This is a genomic window from Asaia sp. As-1742 (assembly GCF_011753235.1).
Taxonomy (GTDB): domain Bacteria; phylum Pseudomonadota; class Alphaproteobacteria; order Acetobacterales; family Acetobacteraceae; genus Asaia; species Asaia bogorensis_B.
In genome coordinates, this window is record NZ_VWWA01000002.1 from 490326 (window position 1) to 515766 (window position 25441).

At 60.3% G+C, this 25441-nt stretch carries 20 protein-coding genes; 11 read left to right on the plus strand and 9 right to left on the minus strand.

Going from position 1 to position 25441, the window contains the following annotated elements; genetic code table 11:
- Positions 1–90 precede the first annotated feature (90 nt).
- Positions 91–1734 (minus strand): glycogen synthase GlgA, encoded by a 1644-nt coding sequence (gene glgA / locus F3J08_RS04835; RefSeq protein ID WP_166928628.1) that lies wholly within the window; start codon positions 1732–1734, stop codon positions 91–93.
- A gap of 201 nt (positions 1735–1935) precedes the next feature.
- On the opposite strand from glgA, the gene glgX reads away from it, so the two are divergent.
- A complete protein-coding gene (gene glgX / locus F3J08_RS04840; RefSeq protein ID WP_122040167.1) occupies positions 1936–4068 on the plus strand; it encodes a glycogen debranching protein GlgX in 2133 nt (710 codons plus the stop codon).
- A gap of 157 nt (positions 4069–4225) precedes the next feature.
- Here the strand turns inward: glgX and F3J08_RS04845 are convergent, their stop codons facing one another.
- Positions 4226–4675, minus strand: coding sequence for an Lrp/AsnC family transcriptional regulator (locus tag F3J08_RS04845; protein ID WP_062165155.1), 450 nt, complete (start codon positions 4673–4675; stop codon positions 4226–4228).
- 119 nt (positions 4676–4794) lie between these two features.
- Here F3J08_RS04845 and F3J08_RS04850 point away from each other — a divergent pair, with 119 nt between their 5' ends.
- Positions 4795–6252 carry an aminotransferase class V-fold PLP-dependent enzyme gene (locus F3J08_RS04850; RefSeq protein WP_166928629.1) on the plus strand — a complete coding sequence of 486 codons (1458 nt, stop codon included), beginning with the start codon at positions 4795–4797 and terminating at the stop codon, positions 6250–6252.
- 79 nt (positions 6253–6331) lie between these two features.
- Here F3J08_RS04850 and crcB read toward each other — a convergent pair whose 3' ends face one another.
- The gene (gene crcB / locus F3J08_RS04855; protein WP_023979964.1) at positions 6332–6766 is read right to left on the minus strand and encodes a fluoride efflux transporter CrcB; all 435 of its coding nucleotides are present in this window, start codon (positions 6764–6766) and stop codon (positions 6332–6334) included.
- 62 nt (positions 6767–6828) lie between these two features.
- Positions 6829–8532, minus strand: a complete 1704-nt coding sequence (locus F3J08_RS04860) for a glycoside hydrolase family 32 protein (protein WP_166928630.1) — start codon at positions 8530–8532, stop codon at positions 6829–6831.
- Between the two features lie 300 nt (positions 8533–8832).
- On the opposite strand from F3J08_RS04860, the gene F3J08_RS04865 reads away from it, so the two are divergent.
- From F3J08_RS04865 to F3J08_RS04875, 3 genes are read left to right on the plus strand one after another with little or no spacing between them, the layout of a single operon-like run.
- Positions 8833–9870 carry an NAD(P)-dependent alcohol dehydrogenase gene (locus tag F3J08_RS04865; protein ID WP_166928631.1) on the plus strand — a complete coding sequence of 346 codons (1038 nt, stop codon included), beginning with the start codon at positions 8833–8835 and terminating at the stop codon, positions 9868–9870.
- A 33-nt stretch (positions 9871–9903) separates the two neighbouring features.
- Positions 9904–10977 (plus strand): helix-turn-helix domain-containing protein, encoded by a 1074-nt coding sequence (locus F3J08_RS04870; protein ID WP_166928632.1) that lies wholly within the window; start codon positions 9904–9906, stop codon positions 10975–10977.
- Complete coding sequence (locus F3J08_RS04875) at positions 10974–11744, plus strand: SDR family NAD(P)-dependent oxidoreductase (RefSeq protein ID WP_062165150.1); 771 nt, start codon at positions 10974–10976, stop codon at positions 11742–11744. The genes F3J08_RS04870 and F3J08_RS04875 overlap by 4 nt, the downstream gene beginning before the upstream one ends.
- A 21-nt stretch (positions 11745–11765) precedes the next feature.
- Here F3J08_RS04875 and F3J08_RS04880 read toward each other — a convergent pair whose 3' ends face one another.
- On the minus strand, positions 11766–13043 hold the full coding sequence (locus F3J08_RS04880) for a GTP-binding protein (protein WP_166928633.1): 1278 nt from the start codon (positions 13041–13043) through the stop codon (positions 11766–11768).
- Positions 13044–13130: 87 nt separating this feature from the next.
- On the opposite strand from F3J08_RS04880, the gene F3J08_RS04885 reads away from it, so the two are divergent.
- Complete coding sequence (locus tag F3J08_RS04885; protein WP_166928634.1) at positions 13131–13826, plus strand: DUF1826 domain-containing protein; 696 nt, start codon at positions 13131–13133, stop codon at positions 13824–13826.
- Positions 13813–14406: a DUF1826 domain-containing protein gene (locus tag F3J08_RS04890; RefSeq protein ID WP_166928635.1), complete on the plus strand. Its 594-nt coding sequence runs from the start codon at positions 13813–13815 to the stop codon at positions 14404–14406. Before F3J08_RS04885 ends, F3J08_RS04890 begins: the two co-directional genes overlap by 14 nt.
- Positions 14407–14427: 21 nt before the next feature.
- Here F3J08_RS04890 and F3J08_RS04895 read toward each other — a convergent pair whose 3' ends face one another.
- From F3J08_RS04895 to F3J08_RS04910, 4 genes are read right to left on the minus strand one after another with little or no spacing between them, the layout of a single operon-like run.
- Entirely contained in the window at positions 14428–16077 is a 1650-nt protein-coding gene (locus F3J08_RS04895; RefSeq protein ID WP_166928636.1) for a GMC family oxidoreductase, read from the minus strand.
- Positions 16067–16708 carry a gluconate 2-dehydrogenase subunit 3 family protein gene (locus tag F3J08_RS04900; protein WP_122040176.1) on the minus strand — a complete coding sequence of 214 codons (642 nt, stop codon included), beginning with the start codon at positions 16706–16708 and terminating at the stop codon, positions 16067–16069. The genes F3J08_RS04895 and F3J08_RS04900 overlap by 11 nt, the downstream gene beginning before the upstream one ends.
- Complete coding sequence (locus F3J08_RS04905) at positions 16701–17678, minus strand: hypothetical protein (RefSeq protein WP_205206712.1); 978 nt, start codon at positions 17676–17678, stop codon at positions 16701–16703. Before F3J08_RS04905 ends, F3J08_RS04900 begins: the two co-directional genes overlap by 8 nt.
- Positions 17679–19466, minus strand: coding sequence for a thiamine pyrophosphate-requiring protein (locus F3J08_RS04910; protein WP_062165904.1), 1788 nt, complete (start codon positions 19464–19466; stop codon positions 17679–17681).
- 292 nt (positions 19467–19758) lie between these two features.
- Between F3J08_RS04910 and F3J08_RS04915 the strand changes: the two genes are divergently transcribed.
- The 4 genes from F3J08_RS04915 (at position 19759) to F3J08_RS04930 (ending at position 25434) form a co-directional block, all read left to right on the plus strand.
- On the plus strand, positions 19759–20961 hold the full coding sequence (locus F3J08_RS04915) for an alpha-hydroxy acid oxidase (protein WP_166928638.1): 1203 nt from the start codon (positions 19759–19761) through the stop codon (positions 20959–20961).
- A 44-nt stretch (positions 20962–21005) separates the two neighbouring features.
- Positions 21006–22004: an SIS domain-containing protein gene (locus F3J08_RS04920; RefSeq protein ID WP_240149134.1), complete on the plus strand. Its 999-nt coding sequence runs from the start codon at positions 21006–21008 to the stop codon at positions 22002–22004.
- Between the two features lie 190 nt (positions 22005–22194).
- Positions 22195–23265, plus strand: a complete 1071-nt coding sequence (locus F3J08_RS04925) for a catalase family protein (protein WP_166928639.1) — start codon at positions 22195–22197, stop codon at positions 23263–23265.
- A 237-nt stretch (positions 23266–23502) separates the two neighbouring features.
- Positions 23503–25434 carry an OprO/OprP family phosphate-selective porin gene (locus F3J08_RS04930; protein WP_166928640.1) on the plus strand — a complete coding sequence of 644 codons (1932 nt, stop codon included), beginning with the start codon at positions 23503–23505 and terminating at the stop codon, positions 25432–25434.
- Positions 25435–25441 lie beyond the last annotated feature (7 nt).

Consider the following 25441-nt stretch of genomic DNA (forward strand, 5'->3'; position numbering starts at 1 on the left):
ACGATCTCGCCTCAGGGGATTGCGCAAGCGGGTGGGTGCGCGGGCCATGAGGTCCGCGCGTCATCAGGAGCGTGATACGGGGTGGTGCGGTCAGGCACTGGTCCCGAAACGGGGCAGATCAGTGCGACCCAAACCAGGGTTGCGCGGGCGGCTCTGCGGCATTCTGGCCGTGCGGTTGAAGGATGTGTTGGGCGCAAGAGGGATGCCCACATCGCTCAGTCGCGGCGCAATTTCGCTCTCACCGATCAGGCGGGCAGGTGCGCGACCGGCCATCTCGAGAAGCAGGCGCGCGTAATGGGCCGCCTTCCCATGCCATGAAACATCGTGCAGCGACCCATTGCGCTGCAAGCGGGCCCAGACCGATTTCTGTCGATAGAGCCTCTGTGCATGACGGATAGCGCGGTATAGCGCATCGCCCTGGGTCGGGGAGAACAGGATGCCGTTAGCCACACCTTCTTCGATGGCGGCGGCATTGGCGTCCACAATGGTATCGGTCAGACCACCTACACGGGCAGCGATTGGCACGGACCCGTAACGGAGGGCGTGAAGCTGCGTCAGGCCGCAGGGCTCGAACCGCGAGGGTATGAGTGAGGCATCGACCGCAGAATGCAGGCGGTGGCCGAGCACCTCATCGTAACGCAGATGACAGACCAGATGACGCGGGTAACGCAGCTGAAGCGACCGGAAAGCCTGCATGATGTCGTTATCGCCCACGCCCACGACGGCGAGCTGGATATTGGCCTGAAAAAGGCGTGGCGCGATTTCGGCCAGGATATCTACGCCCTTCTGGCGGGTCAGACGGCTCACGATACCGAGCAGCATGGCATTCGGATCCTGCGGGAGGCCAAATTCTGCCTGGAAAACACGCTTGTTCGCACGGCGGCCCGCGATGTCACCCACGGCATAGGGAAAGATCACCGCAGGGTCAGTCAATGAGTTCCAGTCGTGGAGATCGATGCCGTTGAGAATACCATGCAGGTCATTCGCCCGCGTGCTGAGCAGACCCTCGAGACCCATGCCGTTTTCGGCCGTCTGGATCTCCTCTGCATAGGTAGGTGATACGGTGATGAGTTTGTCTGCAAGCTGCAAACCCGCCTTGAGATATCCGAGCTTGCCGTAGAACTCGACACCATCGACCGAGAATGCCTGATCGGGCAGTCCGATGCGTGAGAGAAGGTCGCGCGGAAAGAGGCCCTGAAACGCCATGTTGTGGATGACATGGGCAACCGGGGGCGCTGGCAGGTTGTCGTAGCGCAGATAGGCGCTCACGAGCCCGGCCTGCCAGTCATGGGTCATGACAACGTCTGGCTGCCAGTTTGCGAGGCAACCCTGCGCAATGCAGGCTGCCACGCGGGAAAGCACCGCGAAGCGCATGTCGTTGTCGGGCCAGTCTCGCCCGTCAGGCCCCAGATAGGGACCGCCTATGCGGTCATAGAGGTCACTCGACTCAATCGCGTAGAGATGATGCCCGTGAGCCATTCCTTCCCACAGGGTAACGCGATAGCCAAGCATGTCATGAAATACATAGACCTGCGTTCTCTGGGTCAGGGCTTTCATGACGGCCGGATAACCGGGAAGGATGGTGCGGGTGCGCACCCCATGATGACGCAGGGCTATTGGCAACGAAGCGGCGACGTCCCCCAGCCCGCCCGTTTTGACAAAGGGAAACATTTCCGCCGTCACGGAAAGCAGCTGCAAATCCGTCGGAAGCGCAACGATCTGGTCTGAGGGCATGGCGGGCCTCGTTTTAGGAATCGGAAAAGAAATTGCAGAGCCTTTTAGGATGCTAATACTTATGAAACGCTTCGCATCTGAAATCGTTAATCGCTCGCGTTTATGTTATCAGCCCTTTCCTGTTTCGTAGCGTTAGGCCCCTCGAACCCGGTTGCAGATAGGAAACACGCCAGTCTGTCGGGTCAGGATGGAAAGAAACTCATGAGTGATTCTTTTGCGAAACGCCTGAAAGAAGGAAGCCCGGCCGAGAGAGGCGCCGTCTACGACGGGAAGGGCGTCAATTTTGCAGTATTCTCCGCCAACGCCGAGGCGGTTGAGATCTGTCTGTTCGATCAGAACGGCGAGAAGGAGACCGACCGGATCCGTCTCCCGGAATATACGGACCAGGTATTTCATGGCTGGGTGCCCGACCTTCGTCCGGGGCAGCTCTACGGGCTGCGTGTTCATGGCCCTTACGAGCCCGATGCAGGGCATCGTTTCAATCCGAACAAGCTTCTGCTTGACCCTTATGCCCGTGAGCATTTTGGGGAGATCGAGTGGAATCCCGCGCTCTTCGGCTATCAGATTGGCCATGCCGATAAGGATCTGAGCTTTGACGAGCGCGACAGCGCAGCATTCATTCCGAAATGCGTGATTACCGATCCTACGGCGCAAAACCTGCGTCCTTTGGGCACGCGTTGGTCCGAGACGGTGGTTTATGAGACTCACGTCCGAGGTTACACCCTTAATCATCCCCGGGTTCCGCGTCGCCTTCGGGGCACTTATGCAGGGCTGGCAAACCGCCATGTGATCGAACATCTGAAATCGCTTGGCATCACCACGATTGAGTTGCTGCCGATCCAGAGCTTCGTTGCAGACGAGTATCTGGTGAACAAAGGCCTCACAAATTACTGGGGCTATAACACGATCGGCTTCTTCGCTCCCGACACGCGCTATGCTGCAGATCAGGATGATGCCCTGACCGAAGTGCGCCGCATGGTCGCCGCCTATCATGAGGCGGGCATCGAGGTGGTCATGGATGTGGTTTACAACCACACGGCAGAAGGGAATGAACTCGGTCCGACCCTCTCCTTCAAGGGCCTCGACAACGCGACCTATTACAGGCTTATGCCTGACAATAAGAGATTCTATATTAATGATACCGGTACAGGAAATACGTTCAACCTGACAAAAACGGCCTCATTGCAGTTCGTTGTTGATAGTCTGCGCTACTGGGCCAATGAGATTGGTGTAGATGGCTTCCGCTTCGATCTCGGCACCATCCTCGCGCGCGAGGTCGACGGGTTCGATAGCCAGTCGGGCTTCCTGCGCATCTGCCAGCAGGATCCGACCCTCACCCATCTCAAAATGATTGCCGAGCCTTGGGATATTGGACCCGGTGGGTATCAGGTTGGACAGTTTCCGCCCGGATGGGCCGAATGGAATGACAAATTCCGCGATACCGTGCGCGACTTCTGGCGTGGCGAGGCCAAGGCCGATGTATTGGCGCCGCGCCTGCTTGGCAGCCCTGACCTGTTCAATCATCTGGGCCGTCAGGCCTGGGCCAGCGTAAATTTCCTGACGGCTCATGATGGTTTCACGCTATGGGATAGCGTCTCGTATAATGAAAAGCACAACGAGGCGAACGGCGAGGATGGCAAGGACGGTACGTCGGACAACCGGTCATGTAATTACGGTGTGGAAGGTGAGACGGACGACGCTGCCATCAACGAAGTACGTTGGCGCCAATGCCGCAACATGATGGCCACGCTTGCGTTTTCCCAAGGCACGCCCATGATCGTCGCCGGTGACGAATTCGGTAGAACCCAGGGCGGCAACAACAATGCCTATTGCCAGAATAACGATATCTCCTGGGTTGACTGGCGTATCAGTGAAGGGGGCGCACGCCTCTCCAAATTCACAACACGCCTTCTCGCACTGCGTCGTCGCTTCCCGATCCTGCGTCGCGCTCGCTTTCTGACCGAGGCCTATAATCCTGAACTGGATGTGAAAGAACTGACGTGGGTGAGCGCGTCAGGTGGCGACATGCAGCAGGATGAATGGTCGCTGGCGCAGTGCTTTGGGCTCATGCTTGACGGCCGGGCCCAGCCCAGCGGTATCATGCGTCGCGGTGCCGATGCCACGCTTCTGCTCATTCTCAACAGTTGGCACGATGTCGTGGAATTCACGCTGCCCAAGGCAGAAGGTGATGAGTGGAAGCTGCTGCTGGATACCAACCGGCCAGATGATGGCGAGGCGCTGGAATCCGAATTGTTTGCACAGGAGCAGGTTTATACAGTGACAGGGCGTTCGGTGCTTCTTTTTGAACTGATCACCAAGTCTGAGGCCAACTAATCCTCTCTCTCCAGGCCCAACGATCGACGATGAGCACCGCACTTTACGCGTCCAGCTCATCGTCAGCAGGCTGCCTGATCCGGCCGGGATCTTCCCACGGTCCCGGCCTTTGCCCAGCGTCTTTCGGGTCGATGATTGCCCTTCGGGGGCCGTAGCATCACACAGGCATGTCACGGTTATCGGCGATAGCCTCCATAGAGAGATAGGAGGTGACGGTGTCCAGCTCCACCTTACTGATAAGCATCTGATAGATGCGGTCGAACGCGTTCATGTCCTTGGCGACGACCTTGAGCATGTAGTCGTAATCACCCGCCAGACGGTGGAAATCCACGATGTTAGGTATGGCCAGAACGGCCTCGCGAAACTGGCTCAGCCATTCGCGTGAGTGGTAGCGGGTGCGTACCATGACGAAGACCGTCACACCCAACCCTATGGCCGTTTGCGACAGCCGGACGGTTTCTCCCTCGATCACGCCGCTGGCTCTGAGCGCATTCAGACGGCGCCAGCAGGCATTCTGCGACAACCCGACTTTCTCGGCCAGACCCCGCTGGGAAAGCGATGAATCCTGTTGCAGGGCTCGGACGATAGCGCGGTCTATTTGATCCATGAAATTGAGAAAAACAGATCATTTGATAGAAAGAAAGCAGAATCTGCGATGAAATAGGGTGAGTTTTTTACCATTCCATCGCTCTATCCTGTGCTCATCCGATCACAGGAGCCTTTACCATGCTGAACCCCGATACCTGCCTCGATGATTTTGCCAGTTCGCTGAAGGGCGAAGAGGGGCTGGCAGGGCTTCGCAAAGGGGTCATTGGTGAGGGTGTGCCTGTGCCGGGGCCGTTTGGCGACCATCCGCTGCTCTATGCCGATTACGTGGCATCGGGGCGTGCGCTTCAGCAGGTCGAAAGTTTCGTCCTCACGCAGGTTCTGCCTTACTACGCCAATAGTCATACCCAGGCGTCCTATTGCGGGCGCATGATGACAAGGCTGCGTGCCTCGGCGCGCGCTCATATAGCCCGGCTCTGCAAGGCAACGGAGGCGTACAGCGTTGTTTTCACCGGCTCAGGTGCGACGTCAGGCATCAACCGTCTCGTCAGCCTTATGGGCGTTACACAGGCCGTCGCTGAAGGCAGAAAACCGCTCGTTCTGATCGGGCCTTACGAGCACCACTCCAACATTCTGCCGTGGCGCGAAAGCGGTGCGGAAATCATCGAGATCGGCGAGGCCGTGCAGGGTGGGCCTGATGTGGCAGAGCTCACCCAAGTGCTGGAAGCCCTCACCCCGGGTCGGCTGGTGGTGGCGGCCTTTTCCGCAGCCTCGAATGTGACTGGCATCCTGACCGATGTCGCGGCCATCACGACCCTGCTCAATGCGCATGGCGCGCGTTCGGTCTGGGACTATGCGGGCGGTGGGCCGTATCTCACCATCGATATGGCAGCGGGAACGCCTGCCCAGATCGATGCGGTGGTCGTATCACCCCACAAATTCATCGGCGGACCCGGCGCTTCGGGCGTGATGATCGTTCGTGATGCTGCTGTGGCCATCACACGCCCGAGCCTGCCGGGTGGTGGAACGGTTCGTTTTGTCTCGCCCTGGGGCCATGATTACTCCGATCGCGTGAGCGACCGTGAGGAAGCGGGCACACCCAATGTGGTGGGCGATATCCGTGCGGCGCTGGCATTTCTGGTGAAGGATGCCATCGGTCAGGATTTCATGGACGGACGTCATGCCGAACTGCGCGCGCGGGCGCTGAAGGCCTGGGGCGACGTGGCAGAGATCGAACTGATCGGTGCCTCACCCGACAAGCCGGCTCTGCCCATCTTCTCCATGCGCATCCGCGATCATCAGCGCGGCGGTCATATCCATCAGCAGCTTTTCACCCGCTTGTTGTCCGATTGCTACGGTATTCAGGCTCGTGGCGGCTGTGCCTGCGCCGGGCCCTATGCGCATCGACTGCTGTCCATCGATGAGCCTGCCTCGGCAATCCTGCGCCGCGAGATCCTGTCGGGTCACGAAATCGAAAAGCCCGGCTGGACCCGGCTGAACTTCAGCGTTCTGATGAGTGACGAAAAGGTGGATCGGGTCATCAACGCAGTGGCGACGCTTGCGCGACAGCCATACCCGATGGCCGATATCTATCGCTGTGACGAGCAGACAGCCCGCTTCGAAGCGCTCTCAGCCTGAAGGGCAACCTCTGCGGGGGCGCATAAGGCAAACCCTGTGTTCCGCCAGGCTCTGGCCCGGCGGGATGGTCGTCAGGATATCAGGCGTCCTCTTCGGTCTCGTTCTGGGCAATCTGAAAGGCCCCGGCATTGAGCTTCGAGGCGGCATGGTGCCCCAGCGATACCGCGCCAAGGCAGAGCACGGCTGAAAGAATGATGTTGAGCATGGCGCGGCCCCATGCATCGGCACGCATCAGATCCAGTGTCTGGAGGCTGAATGACGAGAAGGTGGTGTACCCTCCGCAAATCCCGACCATGACAAAGAGCCGCATGTTTTCCGAAACGGGAAAGCGGCCATGGGCGAGCGTCAGCGTACCGAAAAAACCGATGACAAACGACCCGACCGTATTGATGGCCAGGATCGTGCCCCACGGCATGGAGCGGCTATAGGGCGCGGTCGCGACAGAGACGAGATAGCGCCCCAGCGTGCCAAGGGCCCCGCCGAGCATGACGAAAAGACAGGCGGTGAAGGACATGAGGGGGAATAGCTCCGGTCTGGTTCGTCGGGATCACCGCCTTATCATAGGGTGGCCGAGGCTTACAGGGCTGTCTCGCGCGGCATGACCTTCCTGAGCCGGTACAGGCCCAGGGTCTCGATGCTTGCCCCTGCGCCCGTCGCCTCAAGCTTGAGGAAGCTGAGCGGGTTGGCCGGAAAGAGCAGTGCGGTTCCCACAGAAAGGCCACCATTGGCGAAGACCTCAAGTGTGCAGGCATCAAGCACCAGACGTATGTCGAAATGGCGGTCATCGGCATTGAGAGGGGTCGAGAACTGCCCGGTAAAGAAAGGCTGCTTGAAACCGTTGAGATCGGCCCGGTCAATCCAGAGCTGACCGCTGAAGGCGTCAAAACCGATGGTCAGGTTCTCGCCCATATCATTGCCGAACACGATAACGAACCGACCTGTGCGCCCCTTGTCCCCCAGCGGCAGATTAGGGGGCATCTGGTCAACGGTCGCGCTAAGGACCAGTTCGAGCGCCACGCCTGGCGGGAGCGGCACCGAGGCACTGGCACCGGCGGCCAGACGCTGGCAGGTGAAAGCGATAGGTGCTTCACGCAGGGTTTCGAGCCCTCTCGGGGCCTGGGCGAGGCGCAGCCAGCCGGCTGAGTCATGGCGCAGTGTCATGAGCCGGGGCAGGGTCATGCAGCCGCGCCAGCTCTGGGTCGGGAGTTCCTGACAGTACTGCCAGTTGCCCAGCCAGGCGATGGAGACGGCCTGCTTGCCCGGCATGTTCTGGTAACATTGAAGGGCATAGGCATCCTTGGCAAAATCCGTCAGCCCGATCACGGTGTCATCCGGGGTGAAGCGACTGCCATCGAAGCTGCCAACGAAATACTGGGTGATGCTGCCCCCCGTCGGCCCACCGGGATTGACCGAGATGAACAGAACCCAACGTGATCCGCCGCCTTCAACGGGAATCTCGATCAGATTGGGGCATTCATAATCGACGCCATACAGGCCGGACGGGCCGAAATCGCTGAGATGCACCCAGTGTCGGAGGTCGATGGAGGCGTAGAATGCAATCTGATGCAGGCGTGACTTTGCAACCACCATGACCCATTGCCGGGTGGGTTCGTGAAAGATCACCTGCGGATCACGAAATGAGTTGCTGCCGATATCGAGCACCGGATTCTGGGCGATATCGTGGAAACTCTGTCCCCCGTCCTCACTGATCGCCAGATACTGCGACTGCTTCTTGGGCGTGGCGCGGGTGTAGAGGGCAACCAGTCCACCTTGCCCCTCCTTGAACAGCCCTGAGCTGTTCTGTGCGTCCAGCACGGCGCATCCGGTAAAGGCCTCGCCAGCAGGCGTTTCATTGAGCGCAATCGGCTGATCCTGCCATGACAACAGATCCTTGCTCGTCGCATGGCCCCAATGCACGTGACCGGCATAGGGGGCAAAGGGGTCATATTGATAATAGAGATGAAAAACCGACCCATCATGAACAAGCCCGTTGGGGTCGTTCATGAAACCGCTCTCGGGTGAGAAATGGATCGTGGGGCGATAGAGGGCATCGCTTTGCGTGCGAATGACCGGATGGGCGGTGGCTCCTGGCTGGTCGGCAGGGGAGGGATGCGAGGCGTTCGGCTCGGCCTTTCTTTCCTTGTCCGGTGCCTTGGGTGCCGCCACAGGGCCGGGCGCGGCCTGCGCCAGTGCCGCTCCCATCAGGCCACCTCCGGTCGCGACAAGCGAAGCGAGGGCCCGTCGGCGGCTCAATCCGGGGAAAACGTGACGCTCGGTCATCAGAACTCTTTCTGTCGGCATTGGAGGAAGGCCGAGGTGCCCCCCGATGGAAAACCAGCATAGGTCAGCCATGACTCAGCGCCAAACCGGGGCGCTACGCAGTGCCTTGGGTGAATGCGGTGCCTGCCCACAGATGCTCGCGCCCAGATCGAAAATCACGGAGTGGTGTTCTGCTCACGCAAAAAATCATCGGATTTTGTGAATAATAGATCTATTTCATGAGACGACGTCGTTATATCTAACAGTTCTGTCATGTTCGCGTATCGCTGGAGCATGTCAGGACCTGCAAGGAATGACGATATGGCACAGGCACTGGTTCTGGAAGAGCGTGGCAAACTGTCGCTGCGGGACATTGCCCTAGATGACACGCTTGGCCCTGATGATGTGCGTATTGCCATCCATACAGTCGGGATCTGCGGGAGCGATGTGCATTACTATACGCATGGTGCCATCGGGCCGTTTGTCGTGCGCGAGCCCATGGTGCCCGGGCATGAGGCCTCGGGGACAATCACCGCGCTGGGCAGCCGGGTTACGGGGCTGAAAATCGGTGACCGTGTGTGCATGGAGCCGGGCATTCCTGATCCGCAATCGCGTGCCTCCCGTCTGGGGCAGTATAATATCGACCCTGCCGTGCGCTTCTGGGCAACCCCGCCTGTGCATGGTTGCCTGACCGCCTCTGTCGTGCATCCGGCGGCTTACACGTACAAACTGCCTGATCGTGTGAGCTTTGCTGAAGGGGCGATGGTCGAGCCGCTGGCGGTCGGGGTTCATGCCTGCGTCAAGGCCCGCCTGCAGCCCGGCGACGTCTGTCTGGTTACAGGGGCAGGGCCGATCGGGATCATGACAGCGCTTGCGGCGCTGGCCTCCGGGGCAAGCCAGGTTTTCATCAGCGATTTCTCGGCCCCCAAACTCGCTATCGCCGGGGCTTATCCCAATATCACGCCGATCAATCTGGCAGAAGGGAAAGCGGCAGAGCGCATTGCCTTGCATTGTGGCGAGGGCTGGGGGGTTGATGTCACGTTCGAGGCGAGCGGTTTCGAGAGCGCCTATGACGATGCGATAGCCTGCACGCGCCCCGGTGGCCGTCTCGTTCTGGTCGGCATGCCGCCGCGCAAGGTCGCTTTCGATATCGTGGCGGCCCAGGCGAAGGAGCTGAGCATGGAGACGATTTTTCGTTACGCCCATGTCTATGATCGCGCGATTGCCCTGATTGCCTCGGGCAGTATCGACCTCAAGCCGCTTGTTTCCGGCACTTATCCCTTCGGTGACGCCATCGCCGCCTTTGAGCGTGCGGCAGAGGGGCGCGCCGAGGATGTCAAATTGCAGATCACGCTCTGACGCGCCGCCATTTCCCCTGAGCGAGACAACAACGTGCTGTCTTCTGCGCATAATCCGAGAGTGCCGAGACGACCATCGGGTGGCGGTGGGCGTGGGGCCGTCAATCCGGCCGTGCTCGAACTGATCCCGGACCGGAAATCGTTCAGTTTCCGCTGGCATCAGTACGATTATCCGGCGGCAATTGCCCGCTGGAACCATCACCCGGAATATGAGCTCCATCTGATCACGTGCGGGACCGGCAGGGCAATGATCGGTGATTATATTGGCCCTTTTAAAGCCGGTCAGCTGGTGCTTGTCGGCCCCGATCTGCCTCATGCGTGGTTCAGCCCGCTTGCTGAAGGGGAGGTACTGAAAGGCCGTGATGTGGTGCTTCAGTTCAGCCAGAGCTGGATAGAAGGGCTGATCGCCCTCTGCCCTGAACTCGCGGGCCTGACGCGTCTGCTGGCTGATGCCCGCTACGGCGTTGAGTTTACGGGCGCGCAGGCCCTCGCCAACGGTCTGGCGCTCAGAAATCTCGGTGGCCCAGTTGGGGAGTCCATGGGCGAGCAGCCTTGCACGCCTAATGGTTCGACCGATGACACGATGGAGCGTGCTGCCGCTGATAGCGGTGCGCGTCTGGCTGGTTGCATCGCCCTGATGGCGCGTCTTGCGGCTTCCCCCTGGAGGCGCCTTTCCGGCAATTGCCAGAAAATGCGGGACCCCCTCGCACAGGGGGGCTCGGGCGCCGTCAGGATCAACCAGCTGGTTCGTGCGCTTTTATCTGCCGATCCGGCAACGCTGCGCCATGAGGATATTGCCGCCTCTTTAGGCATGACGGCATCGGGGTTCTCGCGCCAGTTTCGCGCGGTTACCGGTGAGACATTCATGAGTTTTGTGCAGCGTTTGCGCATCGATCATGCCTGCCATCTTCTGAGCACCACGCATGATGCCATCACGGTGGTCTGTCTCAAGGCCGGTTTTGGCAATCTCTCGAATTTCAACCGGGTTTTCCTGAGCTTGCGTGGCTGTACGCCGCGACAGTTCCGGCACCACTCGCACCAGATTACCGCCCCCTGTTTTTCCGGGTGCCACAAGGTGCCCCTTACCGAAGGATCGACCCTGTCATGAACGCTCTCTCGAACCGCTTTTCGCTTGAAGGAAAGATCGCCGTCGTGACCGGCGCCTCACGCGGCCTGGGGGTCACGATCTGTGAGACCCTGAGCGCAGCTGGCGCCGATATCGTGGCTGTGGCGCGGGACGAGGCCCTGCTGGAAGAAACACGAACCCGCGTAACGGCGAATGGACGTGAATGTCTGGCTCTGGCCGCAGATCTTCTGGATGCCGAGGCCGCCGAGGCAGTAACGGCCCGGATCAAATCGACGCTAGGTGACGCGACGATCCTGGTCAATAACGCGGGCATGAGCATCCCGCGCTCGCTGACCGAGCAGAGCGTTGAGGAATGGGATTCCATCCTGAACCTCAACCTGCGTGCGCCCTGGCTTATGGCCCGTGCGCTTGCACCTGGCATGATTGCCGCCAAGGCAGGCAAGATCATCAATATCAGCTCGATGGCCAGCGGTGTGGCGCTCGTCGATCATGGTCCCTATGTCGCGTCGAAAGCCGGGTTGAACGGCCTGACCAAGGTGATGACCGCTGAATGGGCTCAGCACAACATCCAGGCCAATGCGGTCTGTCCTACCGTGGTCTGGACGCCCATGGGCGAGCGCGTATGGGGGGAGGGGGACAAGCTCCAGCGTTTCCTGGAAAAAATTCCCGCAGGCCGTGTGGCCACGCCGCAGGAAGTGGCCGATCTGGTGCTTTATCTTGCCGCGCCCGCCTCAGGCATGATCAACGGGCAGGAGATCTTTGTCGATGGCGGTTATACCGCGCTGTAAGGGGTGTCACAGGGCCCGTTATCACCCCCATGGGAGAAATGGGTCCGGCATATCGGCATAGAGACCGGGATCGAAAGCGCCGGTATCGGGCGGTATGATCAGGCACGCGTCAAGCGCCTGACGCAAGGCGGCCTCGTTCAGGTTGGCACCGATAAAAACGAGCTCCTGCCTGCGGTCACCATAGCAATGGTCCCATAGCGCATCGAGTGTTTGCCGCCATTCAGCATCATTCGGCCAGTCTGCTGCAGGGATACTCACCCACCAGCGCCCGGCGGCCTGGTTGCGCGCCAGCGAGCCGGCAATGCTCAGCTCGCCCACCCAGTCGGGGCGGGTTGCCAGCCAGAAATACCCTTTGGCGCGCACAAGCCCCGGCCATGAGCGGGCGATCAGTGAAGCGAAGGCTTCCGGCTCGAAGGGTCGCCGCGTGCGATAGACGAAGCTGGTCACGCCATAGGCCTCAGTCTCCGGCGCATGCATGTGCGGGTGATAGAGTTCCTGAAACCAGCGGGCATGGCGATGGGCCCGCTCGAAATCGAAAAGGCCGGTATCAAGCACCTCCCGCGAGGCAAGACGGCTTTCCGAGGTTTCGATCACCCGGGCCTCGCTATTGAGGGCGTTGATGATGGAGCGTGCGACCCGGCGCTGTGCCTCGCTTGCCGTATCGATCTTGTTGAGCACAATGACATCGGCAAATTCGATCTGCTCCGTCAGGAGATCGACAAGGCTGCGATGGTCATCCACGCCAGCGCTCTCACCCCGCTCATGCAGGAAATCGGTGGAGGAGAAGTCATTGAGCAGATTGACCGCATCGACCACCGTCACCATCGTATCCAGCCGCGCCACGTCGCTCAGACTATGCCCTGCCTCGTCACGAAACTCGAATGTGGCGGCGATGGGCATAGGCTCTGCAATGCCTGTCGACTCAATCAGCAGGTAGTCAAAGCGATCAAGGGCGGCAATGCGGCTGATTTCCGTCAGAAGGTCGTCGCGCAGGGTGCAGCAGATGCAGCCATTGGTCATCTCAACGAGGTTTTCCTCCGCACGTGTCAGATCGGCATGGCCCGCGCGAATGAGTGCGGAATCGATGTTCACCTCACTCATGTCATTGACGATCACCGCTATCCGCAAGCCTTCGCGGTTATGCAACAGATGGTTCATCAGCGTGGTTTTCCCTGCGCCGAGATATCCTGAGAGTATGGTCACCGGCAGGCGCGTGTCACGGTCTCCCTTGTTGGTGGCGAGGGTTTCGGCGGTCTCGCCGGACAGATGAGCGGGGGAAGGGCTGGATGAATCGGGCATGAGGCGCTCAGGGCAGAGGAACGGGGAAGGATTGAAATCTTTGATAGAACCGTTATGTTATAACATAACTTATTTTGAGGGCCACCCATGATTGCTTCCTGCCCGACGCGACGTATCCTCGCCTTCCGCAAAAGCCCGCTGGCGGTCACACTCCCTTCCGGCGACCTGACGACGCTGCCACTGGGCTTGCACGCAGAGGTGCGCGACGCGGCCTATCGCTACCTTGCGACCCGTCCTGCCGTGATTGTGCTGCGCGGTACGCGTGATGAACTCGGGGCGAAGCTGGCCGATGCCATGCAGGGCACGTTCGACGCCTTGCGTGGGGATATCATGTCGCTTGTGGCGCTCTACGCCGATATGACGGGGCACTCTGTCATGCGGGTCAGGCTCGAGCGGATCGTGACGGATAGCTGCCGCAAATTCCATGTCGATCACCTCGCCTTGCGACTGTTGCGCAGCTATGTCGGGCCGGGCGTGCAATGGACACGTGATGACGGCGCCCATATCGAGGATACCCCGCCCGGGGCGGTTGTCCTTCTGGCAGGGACGGCCCATCCCGACTGGTCCGATCAATGCACGGTGCGACATCGGTCTCCACCTATGACAGCGGCACAGCTTCAGGTCGGGGGAAGGCTGCTGCTGACGATTGACGAGACCGCGCTGGGGCATGACGGTCTGATCGATGCCTGCTGCGAAGAGGACCATGACACAGTTGATCGCGGCCTGCCCCCGCAGGACGGGCACGCGCCGGACGACGATGCGGGGTTGCATGTTCGCCATTGAGAGCTGGCCCGACGGGCAGGATATGCTGCATGGGATGGCTTCCCAGTCAGGCCAGGTTCCCCATGTCCGCGCCGGTAATCTGGAGGACACACTGGCAAGCCTGACCCGTCAGGATCTCGATATGGTCATCTGGACGCGCCAACCTCCACAGAGCTGGGTGGAGGCCATGAGAGAGGCCTTGCCGCCTCTGGAGCCGCTCTCGCTCTCAGGAACGGTCGAACAGGTGATGCAGGCGGCTCAGGCTCTTGTTTCGGAGGAAGGATATCCGGATTTTCTGGCAGAGGACCTTGCCCATTGTGCGTCGCTTGCCGCGGCCCTCTCGGGATCAAACCGGATCAGTCTGGTTCTCACCACGGGCGTGGCCGGGGGGCAGCCTGAGCCGGGAGGGCGTCTGTCGCTGTTCTGCGCCTATGGTCATGATGAAGCCGGCTGGAATTCGGGCGAGCCTTTTACGGGCCCGCGCCTCACCCGGTTCGCGCCGTTCAGTCTGGCTTTCATGCCAGTCCGGGATGAAAGCCGGGTGAGGATCGATCTGGACAAGGCCTCGCTCGGCGTCGTGCTGTTCCTGCGCGCCGACTGAGGGCCCAGCGTCAGGGGGTGATCAGAGCGAGATCTTTCCCTGACGATGCAGTGTCTGGATGCGGTCGGCGGTGCGCAGGGCAATGGCGGTGATGGTCAATGAGGGATTGACGCCCCCTGTGGTCGGGAAAATCGACCCGTCGCAGATCCACAGATTAGGGACATCCCAGCTGCGACAATCGGCATCGACCACCGATGTTTCTGCCGAGAACCCCATCCGCGCCGTACCCGCCAGATGGTTGGTATCGTTTTCCTGACGCCAGATATCCTGTGCGCCGATGAGTTCGAGTGAGCGCTGCATTTCGCCCAGAGCGTGCTGGATCATGACCTTGTCGTTATCCTGCCAGCCATAGGTGATATGTGTGATGGGCAGGCCATACTGGTCTTTCTCATCAGCCAGCGTCACGCGGTTAATCATGCTGGGGAGCATTTCCCCTACCATCTTGAGGCCGACCTGATGGTTGTAATCCATCATTTTCTGTCGCAGCGCCTCGCCCCATAGCCCACGCGAGGAGGACACGGCAGAGGACCATTCCAGCGGCAGGGGACCCTGGGCCATCCAGCAATACCCGCCAAAGAAATCCTTCTTATCCTCATAGTTCCAGTGCTCGGTAATGGTGAGAGAAGGCGGCCCCTTGTTCCAGCGCACCGTCTCTTTCATCTTGCCATAGACAGCCTGATTGGATTGCACCATGAGGTTGCGCCCCACATAGCCCGACCGGTTGCCGAGCCCTTGCGGAAAGCGGTCTGTGGCCGAGTTGAGCAGCAGCCGCGGCGTCTCGATGGCATAACCGGCAACGATGACCTGTTTCGCCTTCTGGAAATGCCACTTCCCTTCGCGATGATAATGCACACCGGTCGCGACACCCTGCGCGTTGGTCTCTATGCGTCCCACCATGGCAAGATCACGTATCTCGGCACCGGCCTTCAGGGCACGGGGAATATAGGTCACAAGCTGGCTCTGTTTGGCGTTGGTCGAGCACCCGACACGACAGAAGCCACGATAGACGCAAGAGGGGGAGTCGCCGCGCGGTGCCGAAACCGTAGCAAGAGGTGTTTCAGACCATTGATAGCCCATTGCCTCGGCACCACGCGCAAGCCACTCCGCCGCGCCGCCAATTTCATGCGCACGATAGGGATAGCGTGGCCGTTTTGGCCCCCAGGGATAGGAAATCGGCCCGGCAATAGCGAGGTCGCGTTCAGCCTTGTCGTAATACGACCACATCTCGCGCCAATCGAGCGGCCAGTCGACCGCGTAGCCCAGCTTGGTGCGCGACTGGAACCATTCGGGCCTGAATCGTAATGAAACCATAGCGAAATGGACCGTCGAGCCGCCAACAGCCTTGCCGCTGTTATTGCTGCCCATCTTGATCGGATTTGCCCCGTCGATCAGCCGTTCATCGGTCCAGTAAAGCTGGCTCTGACTGGTCTCGTCAGAAGCAAAATCCTCAATCGGCCTGAAATACGCGCCCGCATCGAACCCGATGACCGAGTAACCCATCTCAGCCAGACGGGCGATCAGGGGGCCTCCACCCGCCCCGGTGCCAATCACCACGAAATCCACCGGCTCATTCTGCGCATATTCGCGCATGGGCACCCATTCGCCCTTGCGAAAGACATCCGGTGCGCGGCCATTGATGGCGCGCGGTGTGAGCAAGGGATTATCGGACATGACGGTTTTCCTTGCGCACTTTCTCGACCGTTTCGGGCGTGGCTTCGATCGCCTCCCAGGGGTCGCGGCGGTCATTCTGCATACGGACGTAGCCCCGTGGGCTCGCTGGACCGCCAAAACCGATCTCGCTCCAGGCGGTCGGATGGGCGTAATAGGCGGAGAGGATATCGGTCAGTACATGCCCATTGAAGAAAAGCTGCATCTGCTCAGCGCTCCACCCGGCATGGCCCAGACGACCGGCCCCGGCTTCGCGCATCAGGTTTTCCTGATCGGCGGCGGATAGAAGGTGGAATGAGGCGTCGTGGCGTGCGCGGGCTTCGGCCTCGAATACCGCCAGGCCACTTTTCCATGTTTCGCGCTGGGGGGGCAGGGCTGCATCGCGAAAGCCGGGGCGCTCATCCTTCAGCAACTTCTGGTCAACATAGGCAGCGAGCGGAACGGGCGGGCGATCATTCGGCTGGGGCATAACCCTGTCGCACAGGGCGCAAAGCGTCAGCCATTCCGCCTGCTCTAGAAAGCGCGCCTCACGTGGTACAGCGAGGCGCTCGTCAATCACGCGGCGCGTTGCATCGTTCCATGAAGGACCGAGGCGCTTATTGAGCACATCATAACCCGGATAGCGCTCAGACATCGCGGTCATCCTCCATCAGATCGAGCGCCGCGAGCCCGGCAAGCGCCAGTCCGGTGAAGGCGGGCGGGGCCGGAATAGGGGGGCCATTGAGCAGGTTCTGTTGGATGTTGCGCCAGCCATCCATGTCACGCCCGACGCCGATCGCATGAAAGACGGTGCCGGACACACCCATGATGGCGGTAGCGCGCAGCCACCAGCGTGTCAGGCGGCGGTCCGTCCGGGCATCGCCCAACGCGGCATGCGTGATGGCCACGGCAGCGGCAGGCGGCATGGCAACAGGCAGGACCATGAACGGGTCATGGAAACTGCCGCGGAAATGGAGCAACCCGGCCTCACCGGTCGTGCCGACCATGCCTGCGCCGGTAACCGCGCCGATGACGCGCCCCGCGGGCAGGCCGAACAGTTTCGGCACGTCGCCCGGTTTTGTCTCGCGCACTCGTTCAGAAAAAAAACCGAGAAGGCCAGAGAGCCCTATGGCCATGGGCGCCCCGAGCGGTGCCCCGTAAAAAAGGTTTTGCCAGATGAATCGTCCCGGCTTCTGGACGACATTCCAGATGTGAAACCCGGTGCCTACCAACCCCACGAGCCCTGTCAGGGCATAAACTCCGTCACGGACCAGATGCGAATGAGCGCGTCTATCCGCCGTGCCATGCGCCGAGACAGCGAGGGCGAGGGCCGAGGTAACAAGGGGGGTGTACATCGCCTTGTTCGCAAAATCGCCCCGGTAGTGCTCGACGGCACTGTCGAAAAGAACCGAAGCGGCCAGTGTGCCGGCGGAACGGTTGAGGCGTCTCGCAGCGAGATTGGCGCGATCCGCCGAGGGAGGCGGCTCTGCCGCAAGGGCAGGGAGGGCGGATTTCCGGCTCATGCGCCCGCCTCGCGTTGCGGCAGCGAAGGCCGCCGCTGTGAGCGCGCCGGTCAGGCCGAGGGCCCAGCCGACCGCGCCACGCGGGCCACTATAACGCGGCATTCAGGATTTCTTCGAAGGCAGGAACGTGGCCAGCATTTCTTTCGCTGACCCGCGGATCACATCGAGCAGTTCCGGTTCGGTCGGCAGGGAAGAGAGGAAAGCCTTGGCCTGTTGCAGGGTGATGTGCGGTGGCAGGGGCGGCACGTCGGGATCGGTGCGGGCTTCGAGGATAACGGGTCGATCCGCGTTCAGGGCCTCTTCCCATGCACCGGCAATTTGATCGGGGTGATCGACCAGAATACCCTTGAGGTCGAGCAATTCGGCGTATTTGTGATACGGGAAATCTGGAATGGATTGCGTGGCGGTCGTCTTGCCCTCGCCAAGCTGGACGCGCTCCTCCCATGTCACCTGATTGAGGTCCTGGTTGTTGAGCACGAGAACGATCAGTTTAGGATTTTCCCATTGCTTCCAGTATTTGGAGATCGTGATCATCACGTTCAGGCCATTCATCTGCATCGCCCCGTCGCCCATGCAGGCAATGACGGTCCGTTCAGGAAAGGCCATTTTCGCGGCGACCGCATAAGGTGTGCCAGCTCCAAGCGAGGCAAGGCCGCCCGAGAGCGAGGCCTTCATGCCACGACGGATTTTCAGATCCCGCGCAAACCAGTTGGCGACCGAGCCTGAATCGGCGGTGATGATCGCGTTTTCAGGCAGACGGGGTGACAATTCCCAGAATACGCGCTGCGGGTTGATCGGGTTGGCGTCCGTCATGGCGCGGGCTTCGAGAACCTTCCACCAGGTCTCGACTTCCTTCTCGATTTTTTCGCGCCAGCTTCGGTCGCTCTTGCGCTGCAAAAGCGGAATCAGGGCGCGCAGTGTAGCGGCGCTGTCGCCTTGCAGGCAGACTTCCATCGGGTAACGCAGAGAGAGATTGGAGCCGTTGATGTCGATCTGGACGCCGCGTGCCTGACCCGGATTGGGCAGGAACTCGCTATAGGGATAGGCCGAGCCTACCATCAGGAAAGTGTCACATTCCTTCATCAGGTCCCAGGACGGTTTGGTGCCGAGCAGGCCGAGTGAGCCGGTGACATAGGGTAGTTCGTCTGGCACGGCGGCCTTGCCCAGAAGCGCCTTGGCAATGCCGGCGCCGAGCAGGTCGGCAATCGCAATCAACTCATCCGTGGCTTCCAGTGCGCCAGCACCGGCCAGAATGGCGACTTTCTTGCCGGAATTCAGAATTTCCGCGGCGGCTTGCAGGCCGTGCATCTCCGGCACGGGGCTGATGACCGTCTCGCCAATGCCGGTATGGGTAAAGCCATGCGCGACAGGCGCTTCCTTGTAAGGCAGCTCCTGCAGGTCGTTGGGGACGATCACGATGGTGGGGGCACGTTTGTCGCGGGCAATACGCACGGCGCGATCAATGGCGTGCCTCATCTGCGAAGGTTCGGTAACGGTAACGATATATTCCGAGCCGACATCCTTGCAGAGCGATTGCAGATCGACTTCCTGCTGGTAATTCGACCCGATACAGGTGCGCGCCTGCTGGCCCATGATGGCGACGACGCCCACATGATCGAGCTTGGCGTCATAAAGCCCGTTGAGCAGGTGAATGGCACCTGGCCCCGAGGTTGCAAAGCAAAGCCCGACCTGACCTGTGAATTTGGCATGGGCGGAAGCCATGAACGCCGCCATTTCCTCATGGCGCACCTGAACATATTCCACACGCCCGGCATCGATCTCGCGCTGAAGCGCCACATCGATCCCGCCTGCACCATCACCCGGATATCCATAGGCCCTTTTCAGGCCCCATTCCTGAAGGCGTTTCCACATGAATTCGCTGACATTCATGGACATGGCTCTGATGCTCCGGCGATTGGCTGTGTGCCAGAGCAACGTCGCGTCAAGCGGGAATGTTCATTTTCATACTTTGTAAAATTATTTTATATTCATGAACCGGAATGATCAGAATTCGCTGTTTCCTGCGTTATCCGATGCTGAAAACGGGATGAACCGGGACAGGATCAGCGTGGCGCGCGAGATGTCACTTTAACGTGACGACACTGCAAAAGCGCCAGAAGCCTCCGGCCCCGTTCCTGCTCCATTGCCATCGTATCAGCATGAACCTTCGGGAGATCTTTTCATGTCCATCACGGCCAAACGGCGTTTGAAAGATATCTATCAGCTTACCGATTTCGAGAAGGCCGTGAAACGCTATCTGCCCAAGGCTGTGTATGAGTATGTGCGCAATGGCGCCGGGTCGGAAATAACCCTTCGCCGCAACCGGGCCGTCTTCCAGCGCTATTTGTGGCGGCCCTATCGCCTGCGCGATGTGTCCAGTCTCAACACCAAGATTACCCTTCTGGGTGAGACCTATGACCAGCCTTTCGGGTTCGCCCCGACGGGTGGTGCCGCCATGACCCGTTATGACGCAGACCGTATCGAGGCATCGACCGCGCGTCGCCATAATCTTTTCTATGCGCTTTCCGCCAATTCGCTCACACCTCTTGAAGAGATCATACGCATCAATCCCAGGGCCTGGTTTGCGGCCTATCTGCCTAGCGATATGGGCATCATCGATGGCATGATCGATCGTGTGCAGGAGGCGGGTTATCCCGTCCTTCTCATTACCTGTGACGTGCCTGTACCCGCGCAACGTATTGCCGAGACACGGGCAGGCTATTCCATGCCAATCCGGCCCAATCTGCGCGCCACACTCGGTGGCATGGCGCATCCGGGCTGGACCCTCGGCACGCTGGGCCGCACGATCCTGCGCGATCGCAACCCGAAGATCGTGAACATCCGCCCCCAAGGTGGGCCGGGCCTCTTCTCCAATGAGATTGCCGCTGTCGGCGGGTCGCCTCACTTCACCTGGGACCATATCCGCCACATCCGGTCGCGATGGAAAGGCAAGCTCGTGCTCAAGGGGCTGCTGCGTCCGGAAGATATTGCCGAAGCGGCCCGGATCGGGGCCGATGCGGTTGGCATCTCCGATCACGGTGCCCGCCTGCTCGATTCTACCATTGCCCCGCTTGAGGCTCTTGGCGACATCAGGCAGGCAGCGGGCGATATGGCCGTGATTGTTGATAGCGGCTTTCGTTGTGGCGGTGATGTGCTCAAGGCCCTCACGCTTGGCGCCGATGCGGTCATGCTGGGGCGTCCGTTCCTTCAGGCCTGTGCGCTGGCGGGCAGTGCCGGGCTCGACAAGGCCATTTCCATTCTCAGCACCGAAATCAGCCGGGATCTGGCCCTGCTGGGTGTCACGGGTCTGGAATCACTCGAGGAGGATTTGCTCAAGGATCTGGGCGATGTCCGTTTCGCCGAACAGGCGACGGAAAAAACCTGACCGATTGGGCAGAGGGGGTATCGGAACGCTGGGCAGCTTGTGTCATGATCGCGCCCACCTCCACCCCTGGCGTGAAAGACTGGGCTATGAATGCGACCGAACGCGGCATACGTGAGCAGTTCTCCTTCTGGCGGGCGCTGTCGTCTCCCGGTTCTTCGCCCGAGCCCGGTTTTGCCCATGTGGTGATTGGCTGCGGCACCTCGGTGCATATCGCTGACAGCATTGCCTGTGCGCTGAACGAGGCCGGGTTTGCCGCGCGCGCGGTGCCGGGCAATGAGTGGACGCGTCGCGCCTCATCCTATGTACCGGCCGGGACACCCACCCGCATGCTGGCGCTGTCGCGCAGTGGTGAGTCGACCGAGACCGTGGCAGCCGCCGCGGCAGGGCTCAGGGCAGGGCTCGATGTCTTGGGCGTAACATGTGCGCCCGGCAGCGCCCTGACGCGCGTTTCAAGCGAATCCTTCGAGGCTGAGACCCATCCCGAGGAGGGGATCGTGATGACCGCCTCGGCCAGTCTGATGCTGATGACGGGCCTGCGCTATGCCGGGTTGTCCATTACGCCTGATACGATCGTCGCTGCCGAGGCCCTTCTGGAGGCTTCCGACCCGCATCTCGTTTCACTGATTCAGGGGCGCTCGCATTTCGTGTTTCTTGGCGGCGGCGCCTATTACGGCGTGGCCCGCGAGGGGGCGCTGAAGATGCAGGAAATGAGCCTTAGCCAGAGCGAGGCGCATCATCCGCTTGAATATCGTCATGGCCCGACCAGCCTGATCGATGAACATTCCTTTGTGGTCATGCTCTATCATCCTGATACCCGCGAAGAGGAAGAGCAGGTGGCGCGTGAGGTGATGGAGAAGGGAGCGGTCGTGCTTGGGCTTGGCGGTCTGGGTACGATTTCTCTCCCTGTGGGCGGCGATCATGGCGCGGGACCGCTGGTATGTCTGCCCGTGCTGCAACTTCTGGGCGAGTACGTGGCGCGCGCCAACGGGCTCGACACGCTGGCGCCGCGTCATCTGACCAAGGTCGTCACATTCGACGCCTGATCGGTTAATCCCGGGCAAGGTGCTCTTGGCCGGTGTCGCATCCGATGGGGCAGCCATCGAGCCACAGGAGGGGCCGTGCCTTAGGTGTGTCTGACACCGATGGCACGAGCCTATGGCAACCCGGACGGTCGCCAGACGCTGGGAGCGAGGAAAAATCGAATTCCTCGCCCAGACCTGCCGGAGCCGATCGATGCGCGCACCCATCGCCTACCACCCCGACATCGAGAAAGGCTCGACAGATGAAGGGGCCACTCACGAGCAACTGCGTCGGACATTCCGGCGCATCATTACGGCGACGCATCGTGATATCGGCACGGCTTCGCGCGGGGTTCATGCCAAGAGCCATGCCCTGCTTGAAGGGACATTGCATGTGGCGGCCAATCTTCCGCCGGAGCTTGCACAAGGGCTTTTTGCGACACCCGGTGCCTATCGCCTGACGGCACGGCTTTCAGCCATACCGGGCGATCCGCTGCGCGATGCCGTTTCAGGTCCACGTGGCTTTGCCCTGAAAATTCATGACGTGCCCGGTCCGCTGCTGGAAGACAACAAGGGGGTGGCGGTACAGGACTTCCTGTTTGCCAACGGTGCCGTTTTCGGGGCATCCGATGCCAGGGGATTTCTGCAGAATCTGCGCGTGCTGGCGCTGACAACCGATCGGGCAGAGGGAGCCAAAGCGTGGCTTTCGCGCACGCTGCGCCTGACACAGCGTTTATTGACGCGCTTTGCCAGACCCAGTGCCACGCTTGCTGCGCTGGGTGGATTCACACCCACTCATCCGCTGGGCGACCGGTTTTACTCGCAGGTGCCGGTGCGTTTTGGTGATTATGTCGCGAAGCTCGATCTCGTACCTGAGTCAGAGAGCTTTCGTCGGCTGACAGGCCGCTTGATCGATATCGATCATGATCCGGTTGCGATACGCCGGGCGATCAGGCGCGTCATGGCACAGGAAGGTGGTCGCTTCAGCCTGCGCGCACAGCTGTGCCGCGATGAACAGCGGCAACCTGTCGAGAATGCCGCAACAGAGTGGAGCGAGGCTCTCAGCCCTTTCCACACTGTGGCAACGCTTGAATTTCCGCCGCAGGATAGCTGGAACGAGGCGCGATCATACCAGATTGATGAATGTCTCTCGTTTTCACCCTGGCATGGGCTCGAGGCGCACAGGCCGCTTGGCAATATCATGCGCGCCCGACGCGCGTCCTATCCGTTCTCCGCGGGATTGAGGTCCAGGCTGAACGGATGTCCGATGAAGTTCCTGCCGTGATAGATGGCTGCTTACACGCGTGTAGTCGAAACGTGCGTTAGGTGAGACTTTGTGCGGGCGATAGTGGAGGTTGTCTGGTATAAGTGCTTCGGTTATTGTTCTGCTGATTTTTACGACAAAACATTTCTTTCGTTTGATTGCGAAAAGTTCACTTTGTCATAAAACAGTCATTCAACTGACTTATTGGGTCGTTTATAGCATCGCGCATACGGTCCAGAGGCAAAGTCAGTCAAATTCATGCGCGCGCGTTCCCTTACTTCCCTGCTGCTTCTATGCGGCGTTGTCATGCCGGAATCCGGTCTTGCCGCGGGGCAATCAGATGACATCGCCGCCCTGCGCCGTGAAATGCTTGAAATGCGGGCGCAGATGCAGGGGCAGATCAGCGATCTGCGTCGCGAACTGGCGAAGGAACGCACGCTGCGCCGTCAGTCAGAGCTTGCGGAAAACAAGGCGGTATCTAACCGTCATGGTCGTGCCACCGGCGTTGTTGGAACACCCAGCCCTCATGATGTCGCTGATGCGCGACCGGGCTTGCATGCGAAATCCGCTCGGCCGCAGCCAATCCAGCCTCGTGACGATGCACCTGATGTTCGCACTGCATCAGCCGGGGCGGGCGGCGTTGTCGTGCAAACTGCTCGCACGGCTCAAACCTCGGCGTCTCCTTCCGGATCGGGGAGCGGGACCGTATCGCCCGGTTCTGTATCACCCGGTTCTGTATCACCCGGTCAGCCGACCAATGCTGGAGGGGAAGGCATACAGTTAGCTTCGGCCCGGTCACATGGGGAGGGCAAGCCCTCTGACCCACAGGTAGCTTATGATACCCATCTGATCCCGCCGCCCGATCATGGTCTGAACATGTCATTGGCCGATTTCCGCCGGGCCACGAAATCTGCTGAAACGGTCGATATCGGGGGGATACGGATCGGCTTCCCTGCCGGGCGTCCTACCATCGCATCCAGTGACGGGCTCTATGCCTTTTCGGTGGGGCTGGTCATGCATCTGGATATTGGCGGTTTTCCGTCAACGGGCGGTACGGCTCAGGGGCAGACCGGCCGTTTCCCCAAGATGAACGAAAATGCCCGTCGTCTGCGTCTGCCGCTGACATGGCGTTATGGCAATCTTCTGGCCAACCTTACGCCAGAATGGGGGCGCACGGTCGACGGTACGGCTGGGCTCTATGAGGCCAATATGGTCTATAGTGGCATTCATAATTCGCAGTTCACCTTCGGCTATTACCAGCCTCGCGTGACGATGCAGGATTCAGAATCGTCCAACGGCTTCATCCTGATGGAGCGTGCCTCGATTTCGGAAGTGGTGCGTCTGATTGCTGCGGGCGATACCCGTATGAGCCTTGGTGGGCGCACGCATGAAAAGCGCTGGTATCTCGGCGCTTATCTGACGGGTCAGACCTATGGTGATCGCACCAATGACCCCACAGTGTCCGACAGCCAGATGGGTGGTTTGCTGCGTGTGGCAGGTCGCCCGGTGGCAACACCCAATGTCGATCTTCACCTTGGCATGTCCTCCACCATGTCTTTCAAACGCAACCAGACATCGCAGGGACGTGTCCTCTCGCTCAGCGATCGTCCTGAGACACGCCTGACCAATGAGCGTCTCGTCTCTACCGGGACCATCGCCGATATCGGCAAGGTCTGGGCGATCGGCCCGGAAATCGCCCTGCGCTACAAGGCCGCGCTCATCCAGGCGGAATATTATCATATCGGTGTCGACCGAACCGCAGCTGCAAGGGTCAAGGGTCCTGCGCCCAATCTCGGCTTTGACGGCTATTACGTGGCGGGCAGCTACACCCTGTTCGGACAGCCGCGGCGCTACAGCCCCAAGGATGCCGCGTTTTCATCGCCCGCCCCGACAGAGGATTTCGATATCTGGAACAACAAATGGGGCGCGCTCGAACTGGTCGGACGCTGGAGTGTGCTCGATTTCAATAGTAATCTGCGCGGCGATGCGCCTGCCTCGGTAACGGGCGGGGTACGCGGTGGCACCCAAACCGTCTGGGCGGGCGGGCTGAACTGGTACATCAACCGGCATTATCGCATCCAGCTTCAATACAGTCACATCGATGCCACGCGCTCCCAGACGGTCGGCACAGTCAATAACAAGGGCCGTTCGATCAACGCTGTGGGCAGCCGTATCCAGGCCGCTTTCTGAGCCGATG

Bases quoted from the DNA above. Each gene is read 5' to 3' on its own strand.
- glgA (WP_166928628.1), bottom strand. From the start codon at position 1,734: ATGCCCTCAGACCAGATCGTTGCGCTTCCGACGGATTTGCAGCTGCTT.
- glgX (WP_122040167.1), top strand. From the start codon at position 1,936: ATGAGTGATTCTTTTGCGAAACGCCTGAAAGAAGGAAGCCCGGCCGAG.
- F3J08_RS04845 (WP_062165155.1), bottom strand. From the start codon at position 4,675: ATGGATCAAATAGACCGCGCTATCGTCCGAGCCCTGCAACAGGATTCA.
- F3J08_RS04850 (WP_166928629.1), top strand. From the start codon at position 4,795: ATGCTGAACCCCGATACCTGCCTCGATGATTTTGCCAGTTCGCTGAAG.
- crcB (WP_023979964.1), bottom strand. From the start codon at position 6,766: ATGTCCTTCACCGCCTGTCTTTTCGTCATGCTCGGCGGGGCCCTTGGC.
- F3J08_RS04860 (WP_166928630.1), bottom strand. From the start codon at position 8,532: ATGACCGAGCGTCACGTTTTCCCCGGATTGAGCCGCCGACGGGCCCTC.
- F3J08_RS04865 (WP_166928631.1), top strand. From the start codon at position 8,833: ATGGCACAGGCACTGGTTCTGGAAGAGCGTGGCAAACTGTCGCTGCGG.
- F3J08_RS04875 (WP_062165150.1), top strand. From the start codon at position 10,974: ATGAACGCTCTCTCGAACCGCTTTTCGCTTGAAGGAAAGATCGCCGTC.
- F3J08_RS04880 (WP_166928633.1), bottom strand. From the start codon at position 13,043: ATGCCCGATTCATCCAGCCCTTCCCCCGCTCATCTGTCCGGCGAGACC.
- F3J08_RS04885 (WP_166928634.1), top strand. From the start codon at position 13,131: ATGATTGCTTCCTGCCCGACGCGACGTATCCTCGCCTTCCGCAAAAGC.
- F3J08_RS04890 (WP_166928635.1), top strand. From the start codon at position 13,813: ATGTTCGCCATTGAGAGCTGGCCCGACGGGCAGGATATGCTGCATGGG.
- F3J08_RS04895 (WP_166928636.1), bottom strand. From the start codon at position 16,077: ATGTCCGATAATCCCTTGCTCACACCGCGCGCCATCAATGGCCGCGCA.
- F3J08_RS04900 (WP_122040176.1), bottom strand. From the start codon at position 16,708: ATGTCTGAGCGCTATCCGGGTTATGATGTGCTCAATAAGCGCCTCGGT.
- F3J08_RS04905 (WP_205206712.1), bottom strand. From the start codon at position 17,678: ATGCCGCGTTATAGTGGCCCGCGTGGCGCGGTCGGCTGGGCCCTCGGC.
- F3J08_RS04910 (WP_062165904.1), bottom strand. From the start codon at position 19,466: ATGAATGTCAGCGAATTCATGTGGAAACGCCTTCAGGAATGGGGCCTG.
- F3J08_RS04915 (WP_166928638.1), top strand. From the start codon at position 19,759: ATGTCCATCACGGCCAAACGGCGTTTGAAAGATATCTATCAGCTTACC.
- F3J08_RS04920 (WP_240149134.1), top strand. From the start codon at position 21,006: ATGATCGCGCCCACCTCCACCCCTGGCGTGAAAGACTGGGCTATGAAT.
- F3J08_RS04925 (WP_166928639.1), top strand. From the start codon at position 22,195: ATGCGCGCACCCATCGCCTACCACCCCGACATCGAGAAAGGCTCGACA.
- F3J08_RS04930 (WP_166928640.1), top strand. From the start codon at position 23,503: ATGCGCGCGCGTTCCCTTACTTCCCTGCTGCTTCTATGCGGCGTTGTC.